The sequence below is a fragment of the Nonomuraea turcica genome, from assembly GCF_030718205.1.
GTDB lineage: Bacteria > Actinomycetota > Actinomycetes > Streptosporangiales > Streptosporangiaceae > Nonomuraea.
This window is the reverse complement of sequence record NZ_JAUZQF010000008.1, coordinates 115,904-134,867: the sequence shown is the minus strand read 5'-3', so window position 1 is coordinate 134,867 and position 18,964 is coordinate 115,904. Positions and strand designations below refer to the sequence as shown.

The window sequence follows — 18,964 nt, the reverse complement described above, 5'->3', positions numbered from 1 at the left end:
AATCCCCCACACTCGCCTCCTCGTTTGCCGGGGCTCAACATATGTGGTGAATAACGTCAATCTCAATGTTGTGACCGTCCGGAGACCGGGGTGCCTCCGGCGTGTTATGCGGGTTGAAACGTTCAAATCACCCATATGTTGACATGAGGTGAGTTATTGGTTTATTTCTCACTTCTCGGGTCTGTAGATGGAGTTCCAGGTTTGTCCCTTCAGTCACAGAACTTCAATTTTGCCAAGTTATGTTCGGGTAGCCTCCCCTGCGTGTGATGTGTTCCAATTACCGGCACTTGCTGATTTCCTCAGGGGACACAGCACCCCAACAAATATGCCGATCCCGGGCGAGGTGCGTTCGGTGAGTACAGAGCTGGGCCAGAGGCAAGCCAGCGAGGGTAACTGGCGCCTGCGAAATTGGCGTGTCCGCGCACGGCTCGTCGCCCTGATCCTGATTCCGACGGCCGCAGCCGTGCTACTGGGCGGCATCCAGGTGCTCGCCTCGACGGCCGCGGCCGGTGACTTCGCACGGACGAACCAGTTCGCCCAGCTGTCGCAGGAACTGGGCGCCCTCACCCACGCCGTTTCAGGCGAACGCGCCAGGACCGCCTGGTACATCGCGCGGAATCGGCCCGCGGACGGGCTGGCCGACGTGCGGGCCCAGATGACCGAGGTGGACTCGGCGGCCACGGACGTGCGGGGCATCGCCAGGCGGCTGACGAGCGAGGTCACGGGCCGTACCGAGGACCAGCTCGAGCAGCTGCTCAATCGCCTCGACGACCTGACGGCCCTGCGCAAGCAGGCGCTGGACGCCAACCTGCTGCCCGCGCCCGCCGTCGAGCTCTACACGACGGTGATCAACGACCTGCTGTCCGTGCACAACGAGCTGATCAAGGGCAGCGCCGACGACGAGCTGTTCCGCCAGACCCGCATGCTCGACGCGCTGGCCCGGGCCAAGGAGAGCGTCTCCTACCAGCAGGCGCTGGTCACGGTCGTGCTGGTGGAGGGCGCGTTCGATCAGGACCAGCTCAAGCGTTTCCTCGGCGAGCAGTCCAAGGAGACCAACGAGCGCAAGGGCTTCGCCGCTGAGGCCACCGCCGAGGAGCGCCGCTTCTTCGACGAGACCGTCAACGGCAACACCGCCGAGCGCATGTTGTTCCTGCGCGAGCTGGTGCTGATCAGGGCCACGAACGGGCTCCCGCTCCGCGGGCTCGATCTGGGCAAGCGCGACGACGCCAAGGAGTGGTACGAGGCGTCAAACGTCGTCGTCGACTCCATGCGCAAGGTCGAGGACCGCCAGGCCCAGGGCATCGTGGCCCGCAGCGAGGCGCTCAGCGCGGACGAGCGGCAGCGCGCGTTCGTGACCGCGGGCGCCGTGCTCGCGCTGATGGTGGCCGTGTTGCTGATCACCACCGGGGTGGCCAGGTCGCTCGTGCGGCCACTGCGACGGCTGCGCGGCGAGGCCCTGGAGATCGCCGGCAAGCGGCTGCCCGCCTTCGTCCAGCACGTGCGCGAGTCCCGCGACGGCGCGGTCGACGCCGAGGTGCCGCCCATCGGGATCTTCTCCAAGGACGAGGTCGGCGAGCTCGCCCGCGCCTTCGACGAGGTGCACCGCGAGGCCGTGCGGCTGGCCGGCGACGAGGCGCGACTGCGGGCCAACGTCAACGCCATGTTCGTCAACCTGTCGCGGCGCAGCCAGACGCTGGTCGAGCGGCAGCTGACGCTGATCGAGAAGCTGGAGCGGGGCGAGCGTGACGACGCCCGGCTCGGCGACCTGTTCAAGCTCGACCACCTGGCCACCCGCATGCGCCGCAACAGCGAGAACCTGCTCGTCCTGGCCGGACAGGAGGCCGCGCGCAAGTGGAGCGAGCCTGTTGAGCTGATGGACATCGTGCGTGCCGCGCTCGGCGAGGTCGAGAGCTACGACCGGGTCAGCATCCAGATACAGTCGGACGTCGCCATCGCCGGGCAGGCCGTTACCGACGCGGTGCACCTCCTGGCGGAGCTCATCGAGAACGCGGTCTCGTTCTCCTCGCGGGACACCAAGGTCATCATCTCCAGCAGCCGCATCGACGGCGGCTCGCTGATGTTGTCGGTCACCGACAACGGCATCGGCATGACCCAGGAGGAGCTGGGCGAGGCGAACTGGCGGCTGGCCAACCCGCCGGTGGTGGATGTGTCGGTGTCGCGCCGCATGGGGTTGTTCGTGGTCGGCCGGTTGGCGCTGCGGCACAACATCCGGGTCCAGCTGCGCCGCCAGGACATCGGCGGGTTGACGGCCATGGTGCTCATCCCGCCGATGCTGCTCACCGACGTGCCCGGCACGATGCCCGCCATGCAGCCGTCCGCTGCCCACTCGCCCGCCGCCCAGCCGCACACCATGCAGCCGCCGGCCCGGCAGCCGTTCGGGTCCCAGCCGTCGTTCGGCTCCCCGTCGTTCGGGTCGGAGCCGTTCACGTCGGAGCAGCAGCCGTTCGCCTCAGAGGCGTTCACGTCAGAGCCGTTCGGTTCCCAGTCCTTCGCGTCCGAGCCGTTCGGCTCCCAGTCGTTCGGGTCGGAGCCATTCGGCTCAGGGTTCCAGCGGGACATGGAGGTGCCGCGGCAGGGGCAGCCGGCCATGCCGCCCTACGGGCCCGGACACCCGTCGTTCGACGTCGCGCCGCCCGCGCCGGAGCCGTCGTCGTGGTTCAGCTCGCCGCACACGAGCTCCGGCTCGGCCACCGTGGAGCCGCCGCCGGACGTGACCACGCCGCCCGCGACGTATCCCTCGTTCGCCACACCGGCGTCATCCAAGGACGAGTTCCTGCCGATCTTCGCGTCCGTGGAGGACAGCAGCTGGTTCACCAAGTCGGCGCCCACCGCCGACCGCCGGGACCCCGCCTGGTCGTCGCCCGCCGACCAGGGCTGGCAGGCGGCCGGTGCGGCCGAGGAGCCCGCTCAGAGCGGGACTACGAACTCTGGCTTGCCGAAGCGGACGCCGAGAGCGAATCTGGTACCGGGCACCGCAAACCCGAAGCCGCCCCCCGCTTCCGCTCCTCCGCTGTCTCCTGATCGCCTGCGCAACAGGCTGGCCAGCTACCAGCAGGGTGTGCGCAAGGGTCGCTCAGAGCTCGAGGAGGACTCATGAAGGAGCTGAGCCAAGCCGCCAGGGACATGAACTGGCTGGTCAGCAGCTTCGTCGACGAGGTCCCCGGGGTCGCGCACGCCGTGGTCGTCTCCGCTGACGGGCTGCCCATGGCGTTCTCCCGAGACTTCCCCAAGGACCGCGCCGACCAACTGGCCGCCATCGCCGCCGGGCTCGTCAGCCTCACCCAGGGCTCCGCGAGGGTCTTCGAAGCCGGAAGCGTCACCCAGACCCTCGTCGAGATGGACCGCGGGTTGCTGCTGGTGATGTCGATCAGCGACGGATCTTCCTTGGCGGTGCTGGCCGCGCCCGACTGCGACATGGGGCTGGTGGCGTACCAGATGACGATCCTGGTCGAGCGGGCGGGACAGGTGCTGACGCCGGCCGTACGGGCGGAGCTGTCCAGCGGTCGCCGGTGAGGGATCCGCAGCGAAGCGAGGACATCCATCACCGGAGCGTCTCGCGGGCCGAGGCCAGATGAACGCAGTGAGGAGCAGACGTGGCATCGTGGCATAACGGGGAGCCGGAGGCCGAGCGCAGCTCGCTGGTCCGGATGTACGCCGTCACGGGCGGCAGGACCGCTCCGCGCAGCGACCTCGCCATGGAGGCACTGGTATCGTCGGCCACCTCGGCGCAGCTCGGCCCGACCTACGCCCGCGAATACCGTGCGATCAGCGAGCTGTGCCGTCAGGTCAGGTCCGTGGCGGAGATCTCCGCGCTGCTGAGCGTCCCGCTCGGCGTCGCGCGGGTGCTGATCGCCGACATGGAGGCGGACGGGCTGGTCAAGGTGTACCAGCCGCAGTTGGAGGCAGGACTTCCGGACAGGGGCCTGCTCGAAAGGGTTTTAAGTGGACTTCGCAGGCTCTAGCCGGCTCACCTCCACGAAGATCGTCGTGGCGGGCGGGTTCGGTGTGGGGAAGACCACATTCGTGGGCGCGGTCTCCGAGATCATGCCGTTGACCACCGAAGCGGTGATGACCGAGGCCTCCGAGGGCATCGACGACCTCGAGCACACGCCCGGCAAGACCACCACCACCGTGGCCATGGACTTCGGCCGGCTCACGCTCGACAGCGACCTGATCCTCTACCTGTTCGGCACGCCTGGACAGCACCGGTTCTGGTTCATGTGGGACGATCTCGTCCGCGGGGCCATCGGAGCCGTGGTGCTCGTGGACTCGATGCGGCTGGCCGACAGCTTCCCCGCCGTCGACTACTTCGAGGAGTCGGGGATGCCGTTCGTGGTCGGGCTCAACGGCTGGAACGGCGAGTTCCCGCACATCGAGAGCGAGGTGCGGGAGGCGCTGACGCTCTCAGCCCATGTGCCGATCGTCCGGACGGACGCCAGGGACCGGCAGGCGGTCAAGCGCACGCTCATCACGCTCGTGGAGCACGCGGTCGCCGTACGGGCTCACTGAGCGTTCCACCAGTAAGCGGCCACCAGCTCGGCCACCAGCGTCTCGGTCAGCAGCGCCACGTCCGGGTCGTCATCGTGCGCGTAGCGGACGGCCGCCGCGGCGTCCGGCACGTCGGCGCCCACGGTGATCACGGTGGACCCGCGCTCCCGTACCCAGTCCATGGCCTGGGCGTCGTAGCGGGAGCCCGGGAAGAGCAGGGCGCGGTAGTCGAGGGTCTTGGTCAGGTACACGTCCACGTGCGCCCAGTCGCCCGTCTCACCGGCGTCGGCCGGACGGCGCGGGCCCTCCCTGAACATCAGCGCCGACTGCTCGGCCGACGACAGGCGCTCGGCGGGGGCGATCGTGTAGACGCCGTGGGGGCCGTCCAGCAGCTCCATGGCCAGGGGCAGCCACTCGTCGCGGCGATCCAGGAGGTCCGCCGTGGCCTCCGCGCTCTTCTTGATCAGTGTGGGCACGTCGCGGCCCGCTCCTGTCAGCCTCGCCTCCAGGGCCAGCAGGAGCGCCAGGGTGTGCTGGAACGTGCGGCAGGCCACGCCGCCGCGCTCCTCGCCCGCGTGCATCGGGATCACCAGGTCGGCCCGCCCGGCCAGGGGCGAACCGGGCGCGTTCGTGAGGGCCGCCACGAACGCCGGGCCCTGCGCGTAGCGTTCGGTCGCGTCCAGGGTCTCCTTGCTGCCGCCGGTCGCCGAGATCGGGATCACCAGCGTGTCCTTCGACGGCGGGTACGTGGCCGCCGCCGAGGCGTAGTCGGCGTATGCGTCGACGCCGGCGGCGCGCAGGCGCAGGGCCGCCACACCGGCCGCGTAGCGCGAGCTGCCCATGCCGAGGAACAGCACTCTTGTGGTGCTCCGCGGGAGCTTCTCGAAGGGGTTTTCCCTGGTCAGGGCGTCGGCCAGGGCCGTCAGGGACTCCGGCTTGGACTCCAGGTCGGAAAGGTAGAGCTCAGAATTCACGAGATGTTCTCCTCGGGGTACCAGGTGTGGAGGACGCCGATGGGGGCGTAGCGCCAACGGGGGAGGTGACGGGCGGCGTAGATCAGCTCGCGGCACTCCTGCTCCACCTCGAACGGGCGGATCAGGGTCTCGTCCAGGAGGTCCGGGCGGTTCCACGCGGCCAGGCGGGCCTTGTAGGCCGTCAGCATGATCGCGCGGGCCTTGGCCGCCCACGACGCCGCTTCTTCGGGTGGCAGGCCGCGTCTCTTGATCGCCACCTGGGCCACGTGCTCCAGGCTCGTCGTCAGCTGGGCCACGTCTCTGGCGGCGGGTTGATGCGGGTCCGCGTCCGTGACGGTGGGGTTGCCGTCGAAGTCGATGACCGCGTAGCCGTCTCGCCATTTGAGTATCTGGCCCACGTGGAGGTCGCCGTGGATCCTGATGCGTGGGGTGGTGATGGGCTGGTGCAGGCGGGCCAGCTCGCGTCTGAGGTGCCCGGCGCGCGTGGCCAGCCAGCGCCCGTCCTCGCCGTCCGTGATGTCCAGAGCCTCGTCCAACGCCGCCTCCGCCCTGGCAGCCGTCCCGCCGCTCGCCGCACCGGCGGCGGGCCGGTGGGGCGAGGTGAGGGCGTGCGGCAGGGTGGCGAGGGCGAGGTGGAGATCGGCGGCGAGACGGCCGAGGTCGGCGGCGAAGACGGTCGTGCCTGCCTCGGCTTCGTCCACGCACCATTCCCAGCCGTCCCTCGCCTCGGGGAGATAGCCGGTGACCAGGGCCAGGAGGCACTCGCGCCCGTCCACCGGCCCGGTCAGAGCCGCGTAGGGCGGGGCGGTGTCGTTGAAGCCAGCCTCAACGAGGTGGGCGAAGATCTCAGGGGCGGGATGGGGCAGCGGCACCGGCGGGGTCAGCCACTTGACGACGACCTTCTCCTCCACCACGACCGAGTAGTTCGTCTGGTCCACGTGAGCGCCGAAGTCACGCTCTGCTGGGACCCCAGTGTGGAGATCTCCGTGCGCGTACGAGAGGGTGGGCAACGGAAGGAAGCGGCGCACGGCGAACGGCGGCGGCGCCTCACCCTCCAACACCGCCAAAACAGCCGCGGTGAACCCGCGGTCTCGGGCGGTAAGGGGTTTCTCACCGAGAGAGATCAATCTCTGGCGAATTGAATACCAATTCAACACGAAGAGCAAACTTCCTGGTAGCAATGTGGGGAAAAGTCTTGCTCATGTTGATTTCTACTGCAACACTCCTGCTCTGGTCTGCTGTGTCCGGTAAGGTCGCGCGACCCCTCGTACATCGCACATTCAGAAGGAGTAGCGGCCGTGTCCCGAATCCGGTTCACCCGTCGTCTTCCGGCCGCCGTCGCGGCGGCCGGCCTCGCGCTCGCCGTCGCGGCGTGCGGCGGTGAGTCGTCGACCAGCCCACAAGGCACGACCGCGGCGACGGCCGACCAGCTCAAGCCCAACGCGGATCTGTCGCAGCAGACGCTCCAGGTGACGGTCTGGGACGGCTACACGCCCAAGGAGCTTCCCGAGAAGGTCAAGGAGAAGCTCAAGGTCAAGGACATGAAGATCGGCCTGCATGCCACGAACGAGGAGGCGATGACCAAGCTCACCGCCCCCGGCGACAGCGGCGTTGACGTGGCGTTCGTGTCCGGCCAGTACGCCCAGGCGCTCAACGAGCAGGGCCTGCTGGAGCCGATCCACGCCGAGCTGATCCCCAACCTGGCCAACCTCTACCCGGAGGCCACCCAGCTCTCCTACGACAAGGGCAACAAGTACTCCGTGCCCTACACCTGGGGCACGACGGGCATCTGCTACCGCACCGACCTGGCGAAGACCCCGGTGACGAGCTGGAACGATCTTCTCAAGCCGCCCGCCTGGGCCGACAAGAAGGTCACGATGATGACCACCGAGCGCTGGCTGGCCCTGCCCGCGCTCAAGTCGCTCGGCTACTCGGTCAACACCGACAAGGACGACGAGATCGCCAAGGCCAAGGAGCTGTTGCTCTCGGCCAAGCCGCACCTGCTCGGCTACGACGACACCACGTTCGGCGACAAGCTGAAGTCCGGCGAGGCCGCCATGGTCGAGGCGTGGGACGGCTGGTGCCCGACCTCCGAGAAGAACATCAAGTTCGTGGTGCCGAAGGAGGGCAGCGACCTCTGGGTGGACACGATGGTGATCATGAAGACCTCCAAGAACAAGGAGGCGGCGCACGCCCTGATCAACTACATCCTCGACCCCGAGATCCACAGCTGGGCCGCCGCGAACATCAACTACAAGGTCCCCAACAAGGCCGCCATGGACAAGGTGCAGGTCCCCGAGGGCTCGCTGCTCGGCATCAAGCCCGCCGAGCTGCTCAACGGTGAGGCGATCATCGACCTGGGGCAGGCGTCGACCAAGTACACCCGCCTGTCGACCGAAGTCACGGCGCAGTCGTAATTGCGGTGAAGTCAGAGGCAAAGGCCCGGCCGGCGCCCCGCTCCAGGGGCCGCCGGCTGGGCGCGTTCGTTTTCCTTTCGCCCGGGCTGACCTACCTGGTCGTGTTGCTGCTGGCGCCGCTGGCGCTGGTGCTGAGCTACACGGTGTTCCAGCGCGGGCGCTTCGGCGGCGTCGTGTACGAGTTCACGATCGAGAACTTCACCCGCCTGATCGACCCGCTCTACCTGGGCGTGGTCGGCAACTCGCTGAAGATCGCCGGCCTGACGACGCTGATCGCGTTGCTCATCGGCTATCCGACGGCGTACGTGATCGCCCAGCTGCCGCCCAAGTGGAAGACGATCGCGCTGGTCGCGATCGTGCTGCCGTTCTGGACGAACTTCATCATCCGGGTCTATGCCTGGATCATGCTGCTCAGCGGTCCCGGGTTGGTCAACAGCGGGCTGAAGGCACTCGGGCTGGGGCCGTACGAGCTGCTCTACAACCAGGGCGCGATCGTCACCGGGCTGCTCTACTCCTACCTGCCGCTGATGGTGCTCCCGCTGTACTCGGCGATCGAGCGGCTCGACCCGCAACTGCGGGAGGCGTCGGCGAACCTCGGGGCTTCCGGGTTCACCACCTTCAGGAAGGTCACTCTGCCGCTCACGGTGCCGGGCGTGCTGACCGGGTGCCTGTTCGTGTTCGTGCCCAGCTTCGGCAACTTCGTCATCCCCGAGATCCTCGGCGGCAACAAGTCGATCATGGTGGGCAACCTCATCCGCGACCAGTTCCTGAAGGCGCGCGACTGGCCGTTCGGCTCGACGCTGGCGCTGGCGCTCATCGCGGTGCTGATCGCGCTGCTGATCGCGCAGGCATGGGCGGCCCGCCGTGCGTAGGTCAAAGCTCCTGTACGTCCCGTTCTGGGCCACGTACGTCTTCCTCTACCTGCCGATCGCCGTGCTGGTGGTCATGTCGTTCAACGCGGGCAGGTCGGCGTACACCTACGAGGGGTTCAGCCTCAAGTGGTACGGCGAGCTGGCCGCCGACGAGCGGATCGCGACCGGCCTGGTCAACACGTTGATCGTGGCCACCGGCTCGACCGCGATCGCCACGGTGCTGGGCACGCTGCTGGCCGTCGGGCTGGCCAGATACACCAGGTCCAAGACCCTCGACGCGATCGTGCTCATGCCCGCCGTGCTGCCCGACCTCGTGCTGGCGATCGGGCTGCTGGTCTTCTACGGGATGATCCAGCTCACGCTGGGCCTGTATTCCGTGACGCTCGCGCACGCGCTCTTCTCCATGGCGTTCGTGGCGGCGGTGGTGCGGACCAGGCTCGCGGGCGCCGACGCCTCGCTGGAGGAGGCCTCGCGCGACCTGGGGGCCGGGCCGGTGGTCACGTTCATGCGGATCACGCTGCCGCAGCTGGCGCCCGGCATCGTCGCGGGCGCGCTGCTGGCGTTCACGTTGTCGCTGGATGAGTTCGTGATCGCCTTCTTCACGATCGGGAACGCCGAGCCGACGCTGCCGATCGTCATCTACTCCATGCTTCGTTTCGGGGTGACCCCGAAGATCAACGCGCTGGCCGCGATCCTGCTCCTGGTGAGCTTCACGGCGGTGATCGCCGGGCAGCGGATGACCAAGATCGGGGAGAAGTCACGTGCTCAAGATTGACGGCGTCAGCCGCACGTTCGGGAACGTTACCGCGCTCGACGATGTCTCGCTCCAGATCGAGCAGGGCGAGTTCTTCGCCCTCCTGGGGCCCTCCGGGTGCGGCAAGACGACCCTGCTGCGCATCGTCGCCGGGTTCGAGACGCCGGACGCGGGCAAGGTGACGCTCGACGGGGACGACCTGCTGTCCAAGGCGCCCAACCGGCGGCCGATCAGCCTCATGTTCCAGTCGTACGCGCTGTTTCCGCACATGACCGTCGCCAAGAACGTGGCGTACGGGCTGGAGCGCGAGCGGCTGCCCCGCCAGGAGATCAAGCAGCGTGTCGGCGAGGTGCTGGAGACGGTCGGCCTTTCCCAGCACGCGAACCGCAAGCCCGCTCAGCTGTCCGGCGGGCAGCGGCAGCGGGTCGCGCTGGCCCGCTCCATCGTCAAGCGGCCCCGCCTGCTGCTGCTCGACGAGCCCCTGTCGGCCCTGGACAAGAAGGTCCGAGCCGACATGCAGCTGGAGCTCAAGCGGCTGCAGCACGAGGTCGGCATCACGTTCGTGGTCGTCACCCACGACCAGGAGGAGGCCATGTCGCTGGCCGACCGCATCGCGGTCTTCGACAGCGGCAAGGTGCGCCAGGTGGACGAGCCGGTCGCGCTCTACGAGCGGCCGCGCTCGCCGTTCGTGGCCGACTTCGTCGGCGCCAACAACCTCTTCCGCGGCGCCGCGAGCGGCATGGATGCGCTCAAGAGCGATGCGTTCGGCATGTTGCCCGGTGCGCCGCTCACGGAGCTCACAGCCGGCTCACCGGCTCTGCTGGCGGTACGCCCGGAAAAGGTCGAGCTCGCCGACGAGAGCGCGGTCAGGGGCCTGGCGGGCAGCGTCCTGGACGTCAGCTTCTACGGCGGCGTGTCGCACATCTCCGTGGACGTGCCGGGGCATCCCAAGCCGGTACTGGTGGCCGTGCAGGGGGCGAGCTCGGTGCAGACGGGCGCCAAGGTCAAGGTGCGCTGGAACGCCCAGGACGCCGTGATCGTGGCGGTGGATCAATGAACCCATCAGAGTGCCAGGTCGTTGCCCGTGGCCGCACGGGCGTACGACAGGATCAGCTCCGCCGCCTCATCCGGTCCGATCACCGGGTGCCTCGCCGTGATGCGGTAACCGTACGCGTCCTCCAGGGCCACCAGGTTGCGCGCGATCGTCAGGGAGTCCGAGCTCAGCCGGAACACGCCGAGCGCGGCCCCCGTGTCCAGGATCGCCTGGTACATCGACACCTGGCGGTCGTAGAGCGAGGAGAGCAGGACGCCGTAGACCCAGTTGCGGCCCGCGGCCCCGCCCAGCTCGTTGAGCAGGCGCACGTCCGGGTCGAGCGGCCCGGTCGGCAACCCCGACCTGATCGTGACGACCAGCTTCTCGGCCGGGTCGGTGAAGTCGGCCAGCCGGCGCATCCGCTGCTCGTAGAAGCGCTCCATCCCCGCGTGCTGCGCCTCGACCAGCAGGTCACTGAGGTTGGGGTAGTGGTAGAGGACGGCTCCGGAGGTCAGCCCGGCCTCCTCGGCGACGTGCGAGAGCTGTACACCATCGATGCCGTGGCGGACGATGGCCTTGCGCGCGGCCTCGATCAAGTCGAGACGACGGTCGCTCCGGCTCTTGCGCTTGGCCACCCCCACCACCTTCACGTCTTCGGTTACCGTTCAGTTAGCCGTGACCATAGTGCCCTTAACTTGACCTTCACGCTAGATACGTTTTTGAATTCTCCTTCAACTCGCTGAAGATCCCCCGGAGTGTCGATGTCTCTCACGATCCTGTTCATGCCGGAAAGCGCGTACGGCCCGACCAACAACTCCATCGGCATCGGCGACATCCTGCGCCGCCGCGGCCACCGCGTCGTCTTCGCCGCGGAGGCGTCGTGGAAGGGCAAGCTGGAGGCGCTCGGCTTCGAGGAAGACCTAGTCGACCTCGCGCCGCCGCCCGAGAACGCCGAGGAGCAGGACCCGGGGCAGTTCTGGAAGGACTTCATCCGCGAGACCGCGCCCGAATACCGCAAGAGCACGAAGGAGCAGCTCGAGACCGTCACCGCGCCCATCTGGGCCGAGCTGATCGACGGCGTGAAATACTGCGAGCCGCAGCTCAAGGCCATCATCGAGCGGGTGAACCCGGACATCATCGTCGAGGACAACGTGATCACGTTCCCGGCGCTGCTCACGGCGGGCAAGAAGTTCGTCCGCATCGTCTCCTGCAACCCGCTGGAGGTGCGCGGGGAGGACATCGCGCCGGTCTTCTCCGGCCTGCCCGCGGACGACCGCGCCGAGTGGGACGCCTTCCGCGCCGAGTACGACCGCACGCACCGCGAGCTGTGGAGCGCCTTCAACGAGTGGTGCGTCGAGCAGGGCACCGAGCCGCTGCCCGACCTCGACTTCATCCACCAGGGCGACCTGAACCTCTACGTCTACCCGGAGATCCTCGACTACACCGACGCCCGCCCGCTCGGCCCGGCCTGGCACCGGCTCGACTCCTCGGTCCGCGAGACGGACGAGGAGTTCACCCTGCCCTTCGAGCGTAACGAGGGCTCGCTGATCTACTTCTCGCTCGGCTCGCTCGGCTCCTCCGACGTGGAGCTCATGCAGCGGGTGATCGACGTGCTGGCCACCACCTCGCACCAGTACATCGTCTCCAAGGGCCCGCTGCACGAGGAGATCAAGCTCGCCGACAACATGTGGGGCGCGGAGTTCCTCCCGCAGACCAAGATCATCCCGCAGTGCGACCTGGTCATCACCCACGGCGGCAACAACACGACCACCGAGGCGCTGCACTTCGGCAAGCCGATGATCCTGCTGCCGCTCTTCTGGGACCAGTACGACAACGCCCAGCGGGTCGATGAATTGGGCTATGGTGTCAGGCTTTCGACCTACGCCTTCACCGACGAGGAACTGACCGGGGCGATCGCGCGGCTGCTCGGCGACGCGGAGCTGCGGGAGCGGCTCGCCGCCGCGGGCGAGGAGATCCGGCGTCGCGACGGCCTGCGCAAGGCCGCCGACCTGATCGAGCAGCTCGGCCAGTAAGGATTTGACCTTCCATGCGTGAATTGATCAACCCCGCCACTGGGCTCCCGTGTGCCGAAATTCTGGACACGCCGGTGGAGGGCGTGGCGTCGGCCGTACGGGCCGCGCGTGCCGCGTACGAGGAGTGGTCGCAGACCACGCCCGCCGAGCGCGCGCGGCTGCTGCTACGGCTGGCCGACCTCGTGGAGGCCGACGCCGAGGAGCTGACCAGGCTCGAGGTCGAGGAGACCGGCAAGCCGGCGGCGGTGTTCAGGGACGGCGAGCTGCCCTTCGCCGTGGACAACCTGCGCTTTTTCGCCGGCGCCGCCCGCTCGCTCGACGGCTCGGGCGCCGGGGTGTTCAGCCCCGGCTACACCTCGGTCATGCTGCGCCGTCCCGTCGGGGTGGTGGGGTCGATCGCGCCGTGGAACTTCCCGTTCGTCATGGCGGTCTGGAAGGTCGGTCCGGCGGTGGCCGCGGGCAACGCGGTGGTGATCAAGCCGGCCCCGCAGACGCCGCGGACGACGTTGCGCCTCGCCGAGCTGTTCGCCAAGGCGGGCGCGCCCGAAGGGCTGGTCCAGGCGGTCACCGGCGCCGCCGAGGCCGGCCAGGCGCTGGTCACCGATCCGGGTGTGGACATGGTCAGCGTCACGGGCTCCACGGAGACCGGCCGGGCCGTGATGTCCGGCGCCGCGGCCACGCTCAAGCGGGTGCACCTGGAGCTCGGCGGCAAGGCGCCGGCGCTGGTCTTCGAGGACGCCGACGTGGCGGAGATGGCCCGCGGCGTGGCGATGGGGGCGACGTACAACACCGGGCAGGACTGCACGGCCGCGACCCGCGTCTACGTCGCCAAGGAGATCTACGGTGACGCGGTCGAGGCGCTTCGGGCAACACTTGCTGAAATTTCCGTCGGTGACCCCTGGGACCCGGCCACCGACATCGGCCCGTTGATCTCGGCCGCCCACCGGGAGCGGGTGCACGGGTTCGTCGCCCGCTCGGGCGGGCGGGTGCTGCACGGCGGCGTCCCGCTCGACGGGCCCGGTTTTTTCTATCCGCCCACACTTGTGACCGATGTCGCACAGGAAAGTGAGATCGTCCAAGGAGAGCTGTTCGGGCCGGTCCTGGTCGTGTTGCCGTTCGACGGCGAGGATGAGGCGGTCCGGCTGGCCAACGACACCAGGTACGGTTTGGCGTCATCGGTGTGGTCGCGCGACGTGTCCCGCGCGATGCGCGTCGCGCACCGGCTGGATGTGGGCGTGACCTGGGTGAACGACCATCTTCCCATCGCCAGCGAGGCGCCCCACGGCGGGGTGAAGGGCAGCGGGTTCGGCAAGGACATGAGCCAGGAGGCGGTGCTGGAGTATTCGGTGACGCGGCACCTGATGGTCAAGCACGCGGCACCGGCCGGACGAGACTCGTTCCGGCCCGCCTGAAATCACGTGCAGCACTATGTGCCTTGAAGTGCTGCTACGGGCACGTTTGATGGGATATGTTCGGTTGGCCGATCTGGTACGGGTTGTGTTCCAATTACCCAGCCGGACGTAATCCCATGCGCCCCACGCGTGACTGATTTCTTTCGAGCACGTACCGGTGAGAGGTTGCGAGAGTCAGTGAGGACGAAAGACCCCAGGCACACGCGGTCAGGGGAGTACACAGGCGGAAGGTTCCGGCTGGCTAACTGGCGTGTGCGCTCCAGGCTGGTCGCCCTCATCCTCATCCCGACGGTCGTGGGTGTGCTGCTCGCGGGTGTCCAACTGGCCAACGCGATCGGGACCAGCGCCGAATACCGGCGCCTGACCCAGGTCGCCGAGCTGGTCCAGCGCATCGGCGCGCTCAACCACGAGCTCGGCAAGGAACGCACGCTCACCGCGTGGTACGTCGCCGACCGTGACAGGGCGGGGCGCTTCGTCCAGCTCAAGACCCAGCGCGAGGCCACGGACAAGATCAAGGCACAGGTGCTGACCGCCGCGTCGAACATCGACGAGACGCACTCCACCCGCGTCCAAGACGGGGTCGTGAGCCTGAAGCGCTGGCTCGACGGCCTCGACAGCTTGCGTGACTCCATGGTGGGCAACGTGCCTGCGCGCGCCGCCATCGGCACGTACAGCACCATGATCGGCATCTTCTCGTCGGTCCAGGACGGCCTGGGAGACGGCGTCAACGACGACCTCCTCCAGCGGGACGTGGCCGCACTCGGCTCGCTCCAGCGCATGAAGGAGGAGGTCTCGCGCCAGCAGATCATCCTGATCGTCGCGCTGGTCGACGGCGAGCTGGACAACGAGGCCCTCACCGACTTCCTGGGCTCCTGGAACCGGCAGCAGTCCGAGCAGGCGGCCTTCGAGCAGGTGGCCGATGCCGCGGACCTGCGGGCCTACCAGCAGGGTGTCAGAGGCCTGCAGATCGACCGCGCCGACGCCATGCGGCAGCGCGCACTGGCCCAGGTGCGCGAGTACAACCGGATCAGGGATCTCGACGTCACCACCCGCAGGGACCTGAACTACTGGTACGACAGCACCACCCTGACCGCCAACGCCATGCGCAAGGTCGAGGACGCCCTGGCCACGAAGATCGTGACCACCACCAGCGACCTGAGCAACACCGAGCAGCGCAACGCGATCATCTCCGGTGCGATGATCCTCGTCCTGCTGCTGCTCGTCCTGATCATCACCACCCGCGTGGCCGGCTCGCTGGTCCGCCCGCTGCGGCGACTGCGGGCCGAGGCGCTCCAGGTGGCCACCACCCGGCTGCCCGAGACCGTCCGCGTCCTGCGCGAGCAGGGTGAGGGCGCGCACGTGCCCGAGGTGCCGTCGGTCGGCGTCAACACCCGCGACGAGATCGGTGAAGTCGCGCGGGCGTTCGACGAGGTCCACCGCGAGGCGATCCGGCTGGCCGGCGACGAGGCCAAGCTGCGCGCCAACGTCAACGCCATGTTCGTCAACCTCTCCCGCCGCAGCCAGACGCTCGTCGAGCGGCAGCTGCAGCTCATCGAGGGCCTGGAGCAGGGTGAAGAGGACGAGCAGCGGCTCGCGAACCTCTTCCGCCTCGACCACCTGGCCACCCGCATGCGCCGCAACAGCGAGAACCTCCTGGTCCTCGCCGGCCAGGAGGCCGCACGCAAGTGGAGCGAGCCGGTGCCGCTGGTCGACATCGCCCGCGCCTCGCTGTCGGAGGTCGAGAACTACGAACGCGTCCAGATCCAGATCCCGTCCGGCACGCTGATCGTCGGCCCGGCCGTCACCGACGCCGTCCACCTGCTGGCCGAGCTGATCGAGAACGCGATCTCGTTCTCCCCGCGCGAGAGCAAGGTCGCGGTCACCAGCACGCCTGCCGAGGGCGGCGTGCTGGTCACCATCAACGACCTGGGCATCGGCATGAGCCAGGAGGAGCTGGCCGAGGCCAACTGGCGCCTGGCCAACCCGCCGGTGGTGGACGTGTCGGTGTCACGGCGCATGGGCCTGTTCGTGGTCGGCCGGCTGGCGCTGCGGCACGGCATCAGGGTCCAGCTCAGCATGCGGGAGACCGGTGGCCTGAGCGCGCTGGTCATGCTGCCCGACATGCTGATCACCAGCGCGGCCGGGGTGCCGCAGCAGGGCGGGCAGTACGAGGCGTTCACGTCGTTCGACCCGAGCATGTTCGGGCAGCCGTCGACGAACGGATCGGGACCGCGGCACTCGACGCCTTCCGCCGATCCGTCCTACCAAGTGGTGGACACGGAGTGGCCGGGCTCGGTGCCCGCGCCGGGGACCGGCGGCTGGCCGTCCTTCGGCGAGCAGCCCGCGGCGTTCGGTGAGCAGCCCGCGTTCGGGGAACAGCAGCCTGCGGCCTTCGGTGAGCAGCCCGGGTTCGGCGAGCAGCGGCCTGCGGCCTTCGGTGAGCAGCCCGCGTTCGGCGAGCAGCAGCCTGCGGCGTTCGGAGACCAGCCGGCAGGTGGGATGCCTGGCGGGGCGCCGGGAGGCGTGGCCGACGAGCCGCGCTGGCCGTCGTTCGCCGAGGAACCGCCGGTTGCCCGGCCGCAGGAGGAACAGCGCTGGTCCGAGGAGCCTCGCTGGTCGTCGTTCGCGGAGGAGGCGCCGCCCGCGCCCGCGCAGCCTCATTCGTTCGCGGAGAACCGGTGGCCGTCGTTCGCCGAGCAGCCACCGCCCCTGCCGGAGGAGGAGCCTCGCTGGCCCTCGTTCGCCACTGAGCCGCCGAAGGACCAGCAGGAGCCGGCCCCGTGGTCGTCCTTCGCCGACCCGATGCCGCGCAGGTCGATGTTCGAGTCGGAGGACTCGCCGCGGCCGCAGTACGGCGATGACTACCGCGCCCCGTTCGGTGAGCAGCCCAAGCCTGCCGACCCGTTCCCGCAGAATGGGCACGGCGACTACGATCCGTTCGGGCCCGGCCGCTACTCCTCCCAGGACATGACCGGCCCGCTGCCGGTGGTGCGCAACTCGCCCATGGAGGAGCACGGCGAGGAGTTCCTGCCGATCTTCTCCTCGGTCGGCTCCGACTGGTTCCGCCGGCCGGATCCCGAGCAACTGAGGCCGCGCTCCGAGTCGCCGTTCCCGGCCGATCAGCACGCGCATGCCGGGCACTCGTTCGAGGAAGAGTCCGAGACCACCGCCGTGCACCCGGCCATCCCCTCCGACGCGCCCGCGTCGCCGGGGACGACGCCGCTGCCCCAGCGCAAGCCGGGCCAGTCCGGTGCAGGCGCGTCCTGGTCCTCGCCCGCGGACTCCGGCTTCCAGGCCGCGCAGGCGGCCGCCCAGCCCGCGCAGGGCGGCACCACGGCCTCGGGCCTGCCGCGCCGCGTCCCCAAGGCCAACCTGGTGCCCGGTACGGCCAGCCTCGCCGAGCCCCAGCCCACGTCGCCGGCGCCGCAGATCTCGCCAGAGCGACTGCGTAACCGGCTCTCCAGCTTCCAGCAGGGTGTCCGGCAAGGCCGAGCGTTCACCCGCGGTGAAGAAAATGAGGAGGACAAATGAGAGAGATGAGCCAGGGAGCGCGTGGCATTAGCTGGCTGATCACGGATTTCGTGAACAATGTGCCAGGCGTCGCGCACACGGTCGTGGTCTCGTCTGACGGCCTGCCGCTGGCCTTCTCCGAGGGGTTTCCCAAGGACCGGGCCGATCAGCTCGCGGCGGTCGCCTCGGGCGTGATCAGCCTGACCCAGGGCGCCGCGCGGGTCTTCGAAGGCGGCATGGTGACGCAGACCGTCATCGAGATGCAGCGCGGGCTATTGATGATCATGTCCATCAGCGATGGATCCTGCTTGGCGGTCCTGGCCGCGCCCGACTGTGACATGGGCCTGGTGGCGTACCAGATGACCCTGCTGGTCGAGCGTGCGGGGCAGGTGCTGACTCCGGCCGTACGCGCTGAGTTGCAAGCGGCCCGCCCCCGCTAGCGCGGGGGTGTGTGAACGGAGATCATAGTGACAGGTCAGGGTTGGGCTGGTGATAGCACTCCGCCGCATCCGGCGGCTCCCCGTCCGCAGAAGCCGAGCTCCCTGGTACGGCCGTATGCCGTGACCGGGGGGCGCACGGCCCCGCGGATGAAGTTCGCCATGGAGGCACTGGTGTCCTCCGTGACGTCGGAATACCAAGACATTTCCCTACTGAGTCCGGAGTATCAGGCGATCATCCAACTGACCCGCAACGTCCGGTCGGTTGCTGAGATCTCCGCCCTTTTACGCCAGCCCCTTGGTGTGGTCCGGGTGCTGATCGCCGACATGGCGTCGGAGGGCCTGATCCGCGTGCACCAGCCTGCGCTGGACGCGGGAAAGCCGGACCTCAACTTGCTCGAAAGGGTGCTCAGTGGACTTCGCAGGCTCTAGCCCCGGCCTGACCTCGACGAAGATCGTCGTGGCCGGGGGTTTCGGCGTGGGCAAGACGACGTTCGTGGGTGCGGTGTCGGAGATCCTCCCGCTCACCACGGAGGCGGTCATGACGGACGCCTCCGCTCACGTCGATGACGTCTCGCTCACGCCGAACAAGACGACTACGACCGTCGCCATGGACTTCGGCCGCGTCTCGCTGGACCGTGAACTGATCCTTTACCTGTTCGGCACGCCTGGACAGCACCGGTTCTGGTTCATGTGGGACGACCTGGTCAAGGGCGCGATCGGCGCGGTCGTGCTGGTGGATACCCGCCGCCTGGCCGACAGCTTCCCGGCCATCGACTACTTCGAAGAGGCGAAACTGCCGTTCGTGATCGGTGTCAACGGCTGGGACGGCCAGTTCGCGCACGGCGAGGAGGATATCCGTGAGGCCATGTCGGTCGGCGGCCACATCCCCATCGTGCGCCTGGACGCCCGGCAACGAGAGTCCGTCAAGGCGACCTTGATCACGTTGGTGGAGCACGCCCTGACCCGCCACATGCACACGCCCGTATAGACGTTTCCCGGGTGCCGCCCGG

General features: G+C 68.5%; 17 protein-coding genes. 14 read left to right on the top strand and 3 right to left on the bottom strand.

The features are described from left to right. The first annotated feature begins 352 nt into the window (after positions 1 to 352). The 4 genes from Q9G87_RS21785 to Q9G87_RS21770 all read left to right on the top strand — a co-directional run bounded on the left by Q9G87_RS21785 (position 353) and on the right by Q9G87_RS21770 (position 4,530). On the top strand, positions 353 to 3,118 hold the full coding sequence (locus Q9G87_RS21785) for a nitrate- and nitrite sensing domain-containing protein (RefSeq protein ID WP_305918257.1): 2,766 nt from the start codon (positions 353 to 355) through the stop codon (positions 3,116 to 3,118). Continuing rightward, entirely contained in the window at positions 3,115 to 3,534 is a 420-nt protein-coding gene (locus Q9G87_RS21780) for a roadblock/LC7 domain-containing protein (protein ID WP_305918256.1), read from the top strand. The genes Q9G87_RS21785 and Q9G87_RS21780 overlap by 4 nt, the downstream gene beginning before the upstream one ends. A gap of 134 nt (positions 3,535 to 3,668) precedes the next feature. Then, the gene (locus Q9G87_RS21775; protein ID WP_305918523.1) at positions 3,669 to 3,983 is read left to right on the top strand and encodes a DUF742 domain-containing protein; all 315 of its coding nucleotides are present in this window, start codon (positions 3,669 to 3,671) and stop codon (positions 3,981 to 3,983) included. Continuing rightward, positions 3,964 to 4,530 (top strand): GTP-binding protein, encoded by a 567-nt coding sequence (locus Q9G87_RS21770; RefSeq protein WP_305918255.1) that lies wholly within the window; start codon positions 3,964 to 3,966, stop codon positions 4,528 to 4,530. Before Q9G87_RS21775 ends, Q9G87_RS21770 begins: the two co-directional genes overlap by 20 nt. Here the strand turns inward: Q9G87_RS21770 and Q9G87_RS21765 are convergent. Together Q9G87_RS21765 and Q9G87_RS21760 are read right to left on the bottom strand one after the other, a co-directional pair. Next, a complete protein-coding gene (locus Q9G87_RS21765; RefSeq protein ID WP_305918254.1) occupies positions 4,524 to 5,483 on the bottom strand; it encodes an SIS domain-containing protein in 960 nt (319 codons plus the stop codon). The two genes, Q9G87_RS21770 and Q9G87_RS21765, sit on opposite strands and share 7 nt — an antisense overlap. After that, the gene (locus tag Q9G87_RS21760) at positions 5,480 to 6,550 is read right to left on the bottom strand and encodes a hypothetical protein (protein ID WP_305918253.1); all 1,071 of its coding nucleotides are present in this window, start codon (positions 6,548 to 6,550) and stop codon (positions 5,480 to 5,482) included. The genes Q9G87_RS21765 and Q9G87_RS21760 overlap by 4 nt, the downstream gene beginning before the upstream one ends. 231 nt (positions 6,551 to 6,781) lie before the next feature. Here Q9G87_RS21760 and Q9G87_RS21755 point away from each other — a divergent pair, with 231 nt between their 5' ends. Genes Q9G87_RS21755 through Q9G87_RS21740 form a run of 4 tightly spaced genes read left to right on the top strand, consistent with a single transcriptional unit; the run spans position 6,782 to position 10,583 of the window. Next, positions 6,782 to 7,900 carry a polyamine ABC transporter substrate-binding protein gene (locus tag Q9G87_RS21755; RefSeq protein ID WP_305918252.1) on the top strand — a complete coding sequence of 373 codons (1,119 nt, stop codon included), beginning with the start codon at positions 6,782 to 6,784 and terminating at the stop codon, positions 7,898 to 7,900. Between the two features lie 5 nt (positions 7,901 to 7,905). Continuing rightward, positions 7,906 to 8,772, top strand: a complete 867-nt coding sequence (locus Q9G87_RS21750) for an ABC transporter permease (protein WP_305918251.1) — start codon at positions 7,906 to 7,908, stop codon at positions 8,770 to 8,772. Continuing rightward, positions 8,765 to 9,547: an ABC transporter permease gene (locus tag Q9G87_RS21745; protein ID WP_305918250.1), complete on the top strand. Its 783-nt coding sequence runs from the start codon at positions 8,765 to 8,767 to the stop codon at positions 9,545 to 9,547. Before Q9G87_RS21750 ends, Q9G87_RS21745 begins: the two co-directional genes overlap by 8 nt. Continuing rightward, positions 9,534 to 10,583, top strand: a complete 1,050-nt coding sequence (locus tag Q9G87_RS21740) for an ABC transporter ATP-binding protein (RefSeq protein WP_305918249.1) — start codon at positions 9,534 to 9,536, stop codon at positions 10,581 to 10,583. The genes Q9G87_RS21745 and Q9G87_RS21740 overlap by 14 nt, the downstream gene beginning before the upstream one ends. Positions 10,584 to 10,588: 5 nt before the next feature. Here Q9G87_RS21740 and Q9G87_RS21735 read toward each other — a convergent pair whose 3' ends face one another. Continuing rightward, complete coding sequence (locus tag Q9G87_RS21735; protein ID WP_305918248.1) at positions 10,589 to 11,194, bottom strand: TetR/AcrR family transcriptional regulator; 606 nt, start codon at positions 11,192 to 11,194, stop codon at positions 10,589 to 10,591. 126 nt (positions 11,195 to 11,320) lie between these two features. Here Q9G87_RS21735 and Q9G87_RS21730 point away from each other — a divergent pair, with 126 nt between their 5' ends. The 6 genes from Q9G87_RS21730 to Q9G87_RS21705 all read left to right on the top strand — a co-directional run bounded on the left by Q9G87_RS21730 (position 11,321) and on the right by Q9G87_RS21705 (position 18,942). Continuing rightward, positions 11,321 to 12,592: a glycosyltransferase gene (locus Q9G87_RS21730; RefSeq protein WP_305918247.1), complete on the top strand. Its 1,272-nt coding sequence runs from the start codon at positions 11,321 to 11,323 to the stop codon at positions 12,590 to 12,592. Positions 12,593 to 12,606: 14 nt separating this feature from the next. After that, positions 12,607 to 14,004, top strand: a complete 1,398-nt coding sequence (locus Q9G87_RS21725) for an aminobutyraldehyde dehydrogenase (protein ID WP_305918246.1) — start codon at positions 12,607 to 12,609, stop codon at positions 14,002 to 14,004. Between the two features lie 252 nt (positions 14,005 to 14,256). After that, on the top strand, positions 14,257 to 17,535 hold the full coding sequence (locus Q9G87_RS21720) for a sensor histidine kinase (protein WP_305918245.1): 3,279 nt from the start codon (positions 14,257 to 14,259) through the stop codon (positions 17,533 to 17,535). Beyond that, complete coding sequence (locus tag Q9G87_RS21715; RefSeq protein WP_090935862.1) at positions 17,532 to 17,954, top strand: roadblock/LC7 domain-containing protein; 423 nt, start codon at positions 17,532 to 17,534, stop codon at positions 17,952 to 17,954. Before Q9G87_RS21720 ends, Q9G87_RS21715 begins: the two co-directional genes overlap by 4 nt. A 102-nt stretch (positions 17,955 to 18,056) precedes the next feature. After that, positions 18,057 to 18,383, top strand: a complete 327-nt coding sequence (locus Q9G87_RS21710; RefSeq protein ID WP_049565056.1) for a DUF742 domain-containing protein — start codon at positions 18,057 to 18,059, stop codon at positions 18,381 to 18,383. After that, complete coding sequence (locus Q9G87_RS21705) at positions 18,364 to 18,942, top strand: GTP-binding protein (RefSeq protein WP_305918244.1); 579 nt, start codon at positions 18,364 to 18,366, stop codon at positions 18,940 to 18,942. Before Q9G87_RS21710 ends, Q9G87_RS21705 begins: the two co-directional genes overlap by 20 nt. Positions 18,943 to 18,964: the final 22 nt, after the last annotated feature.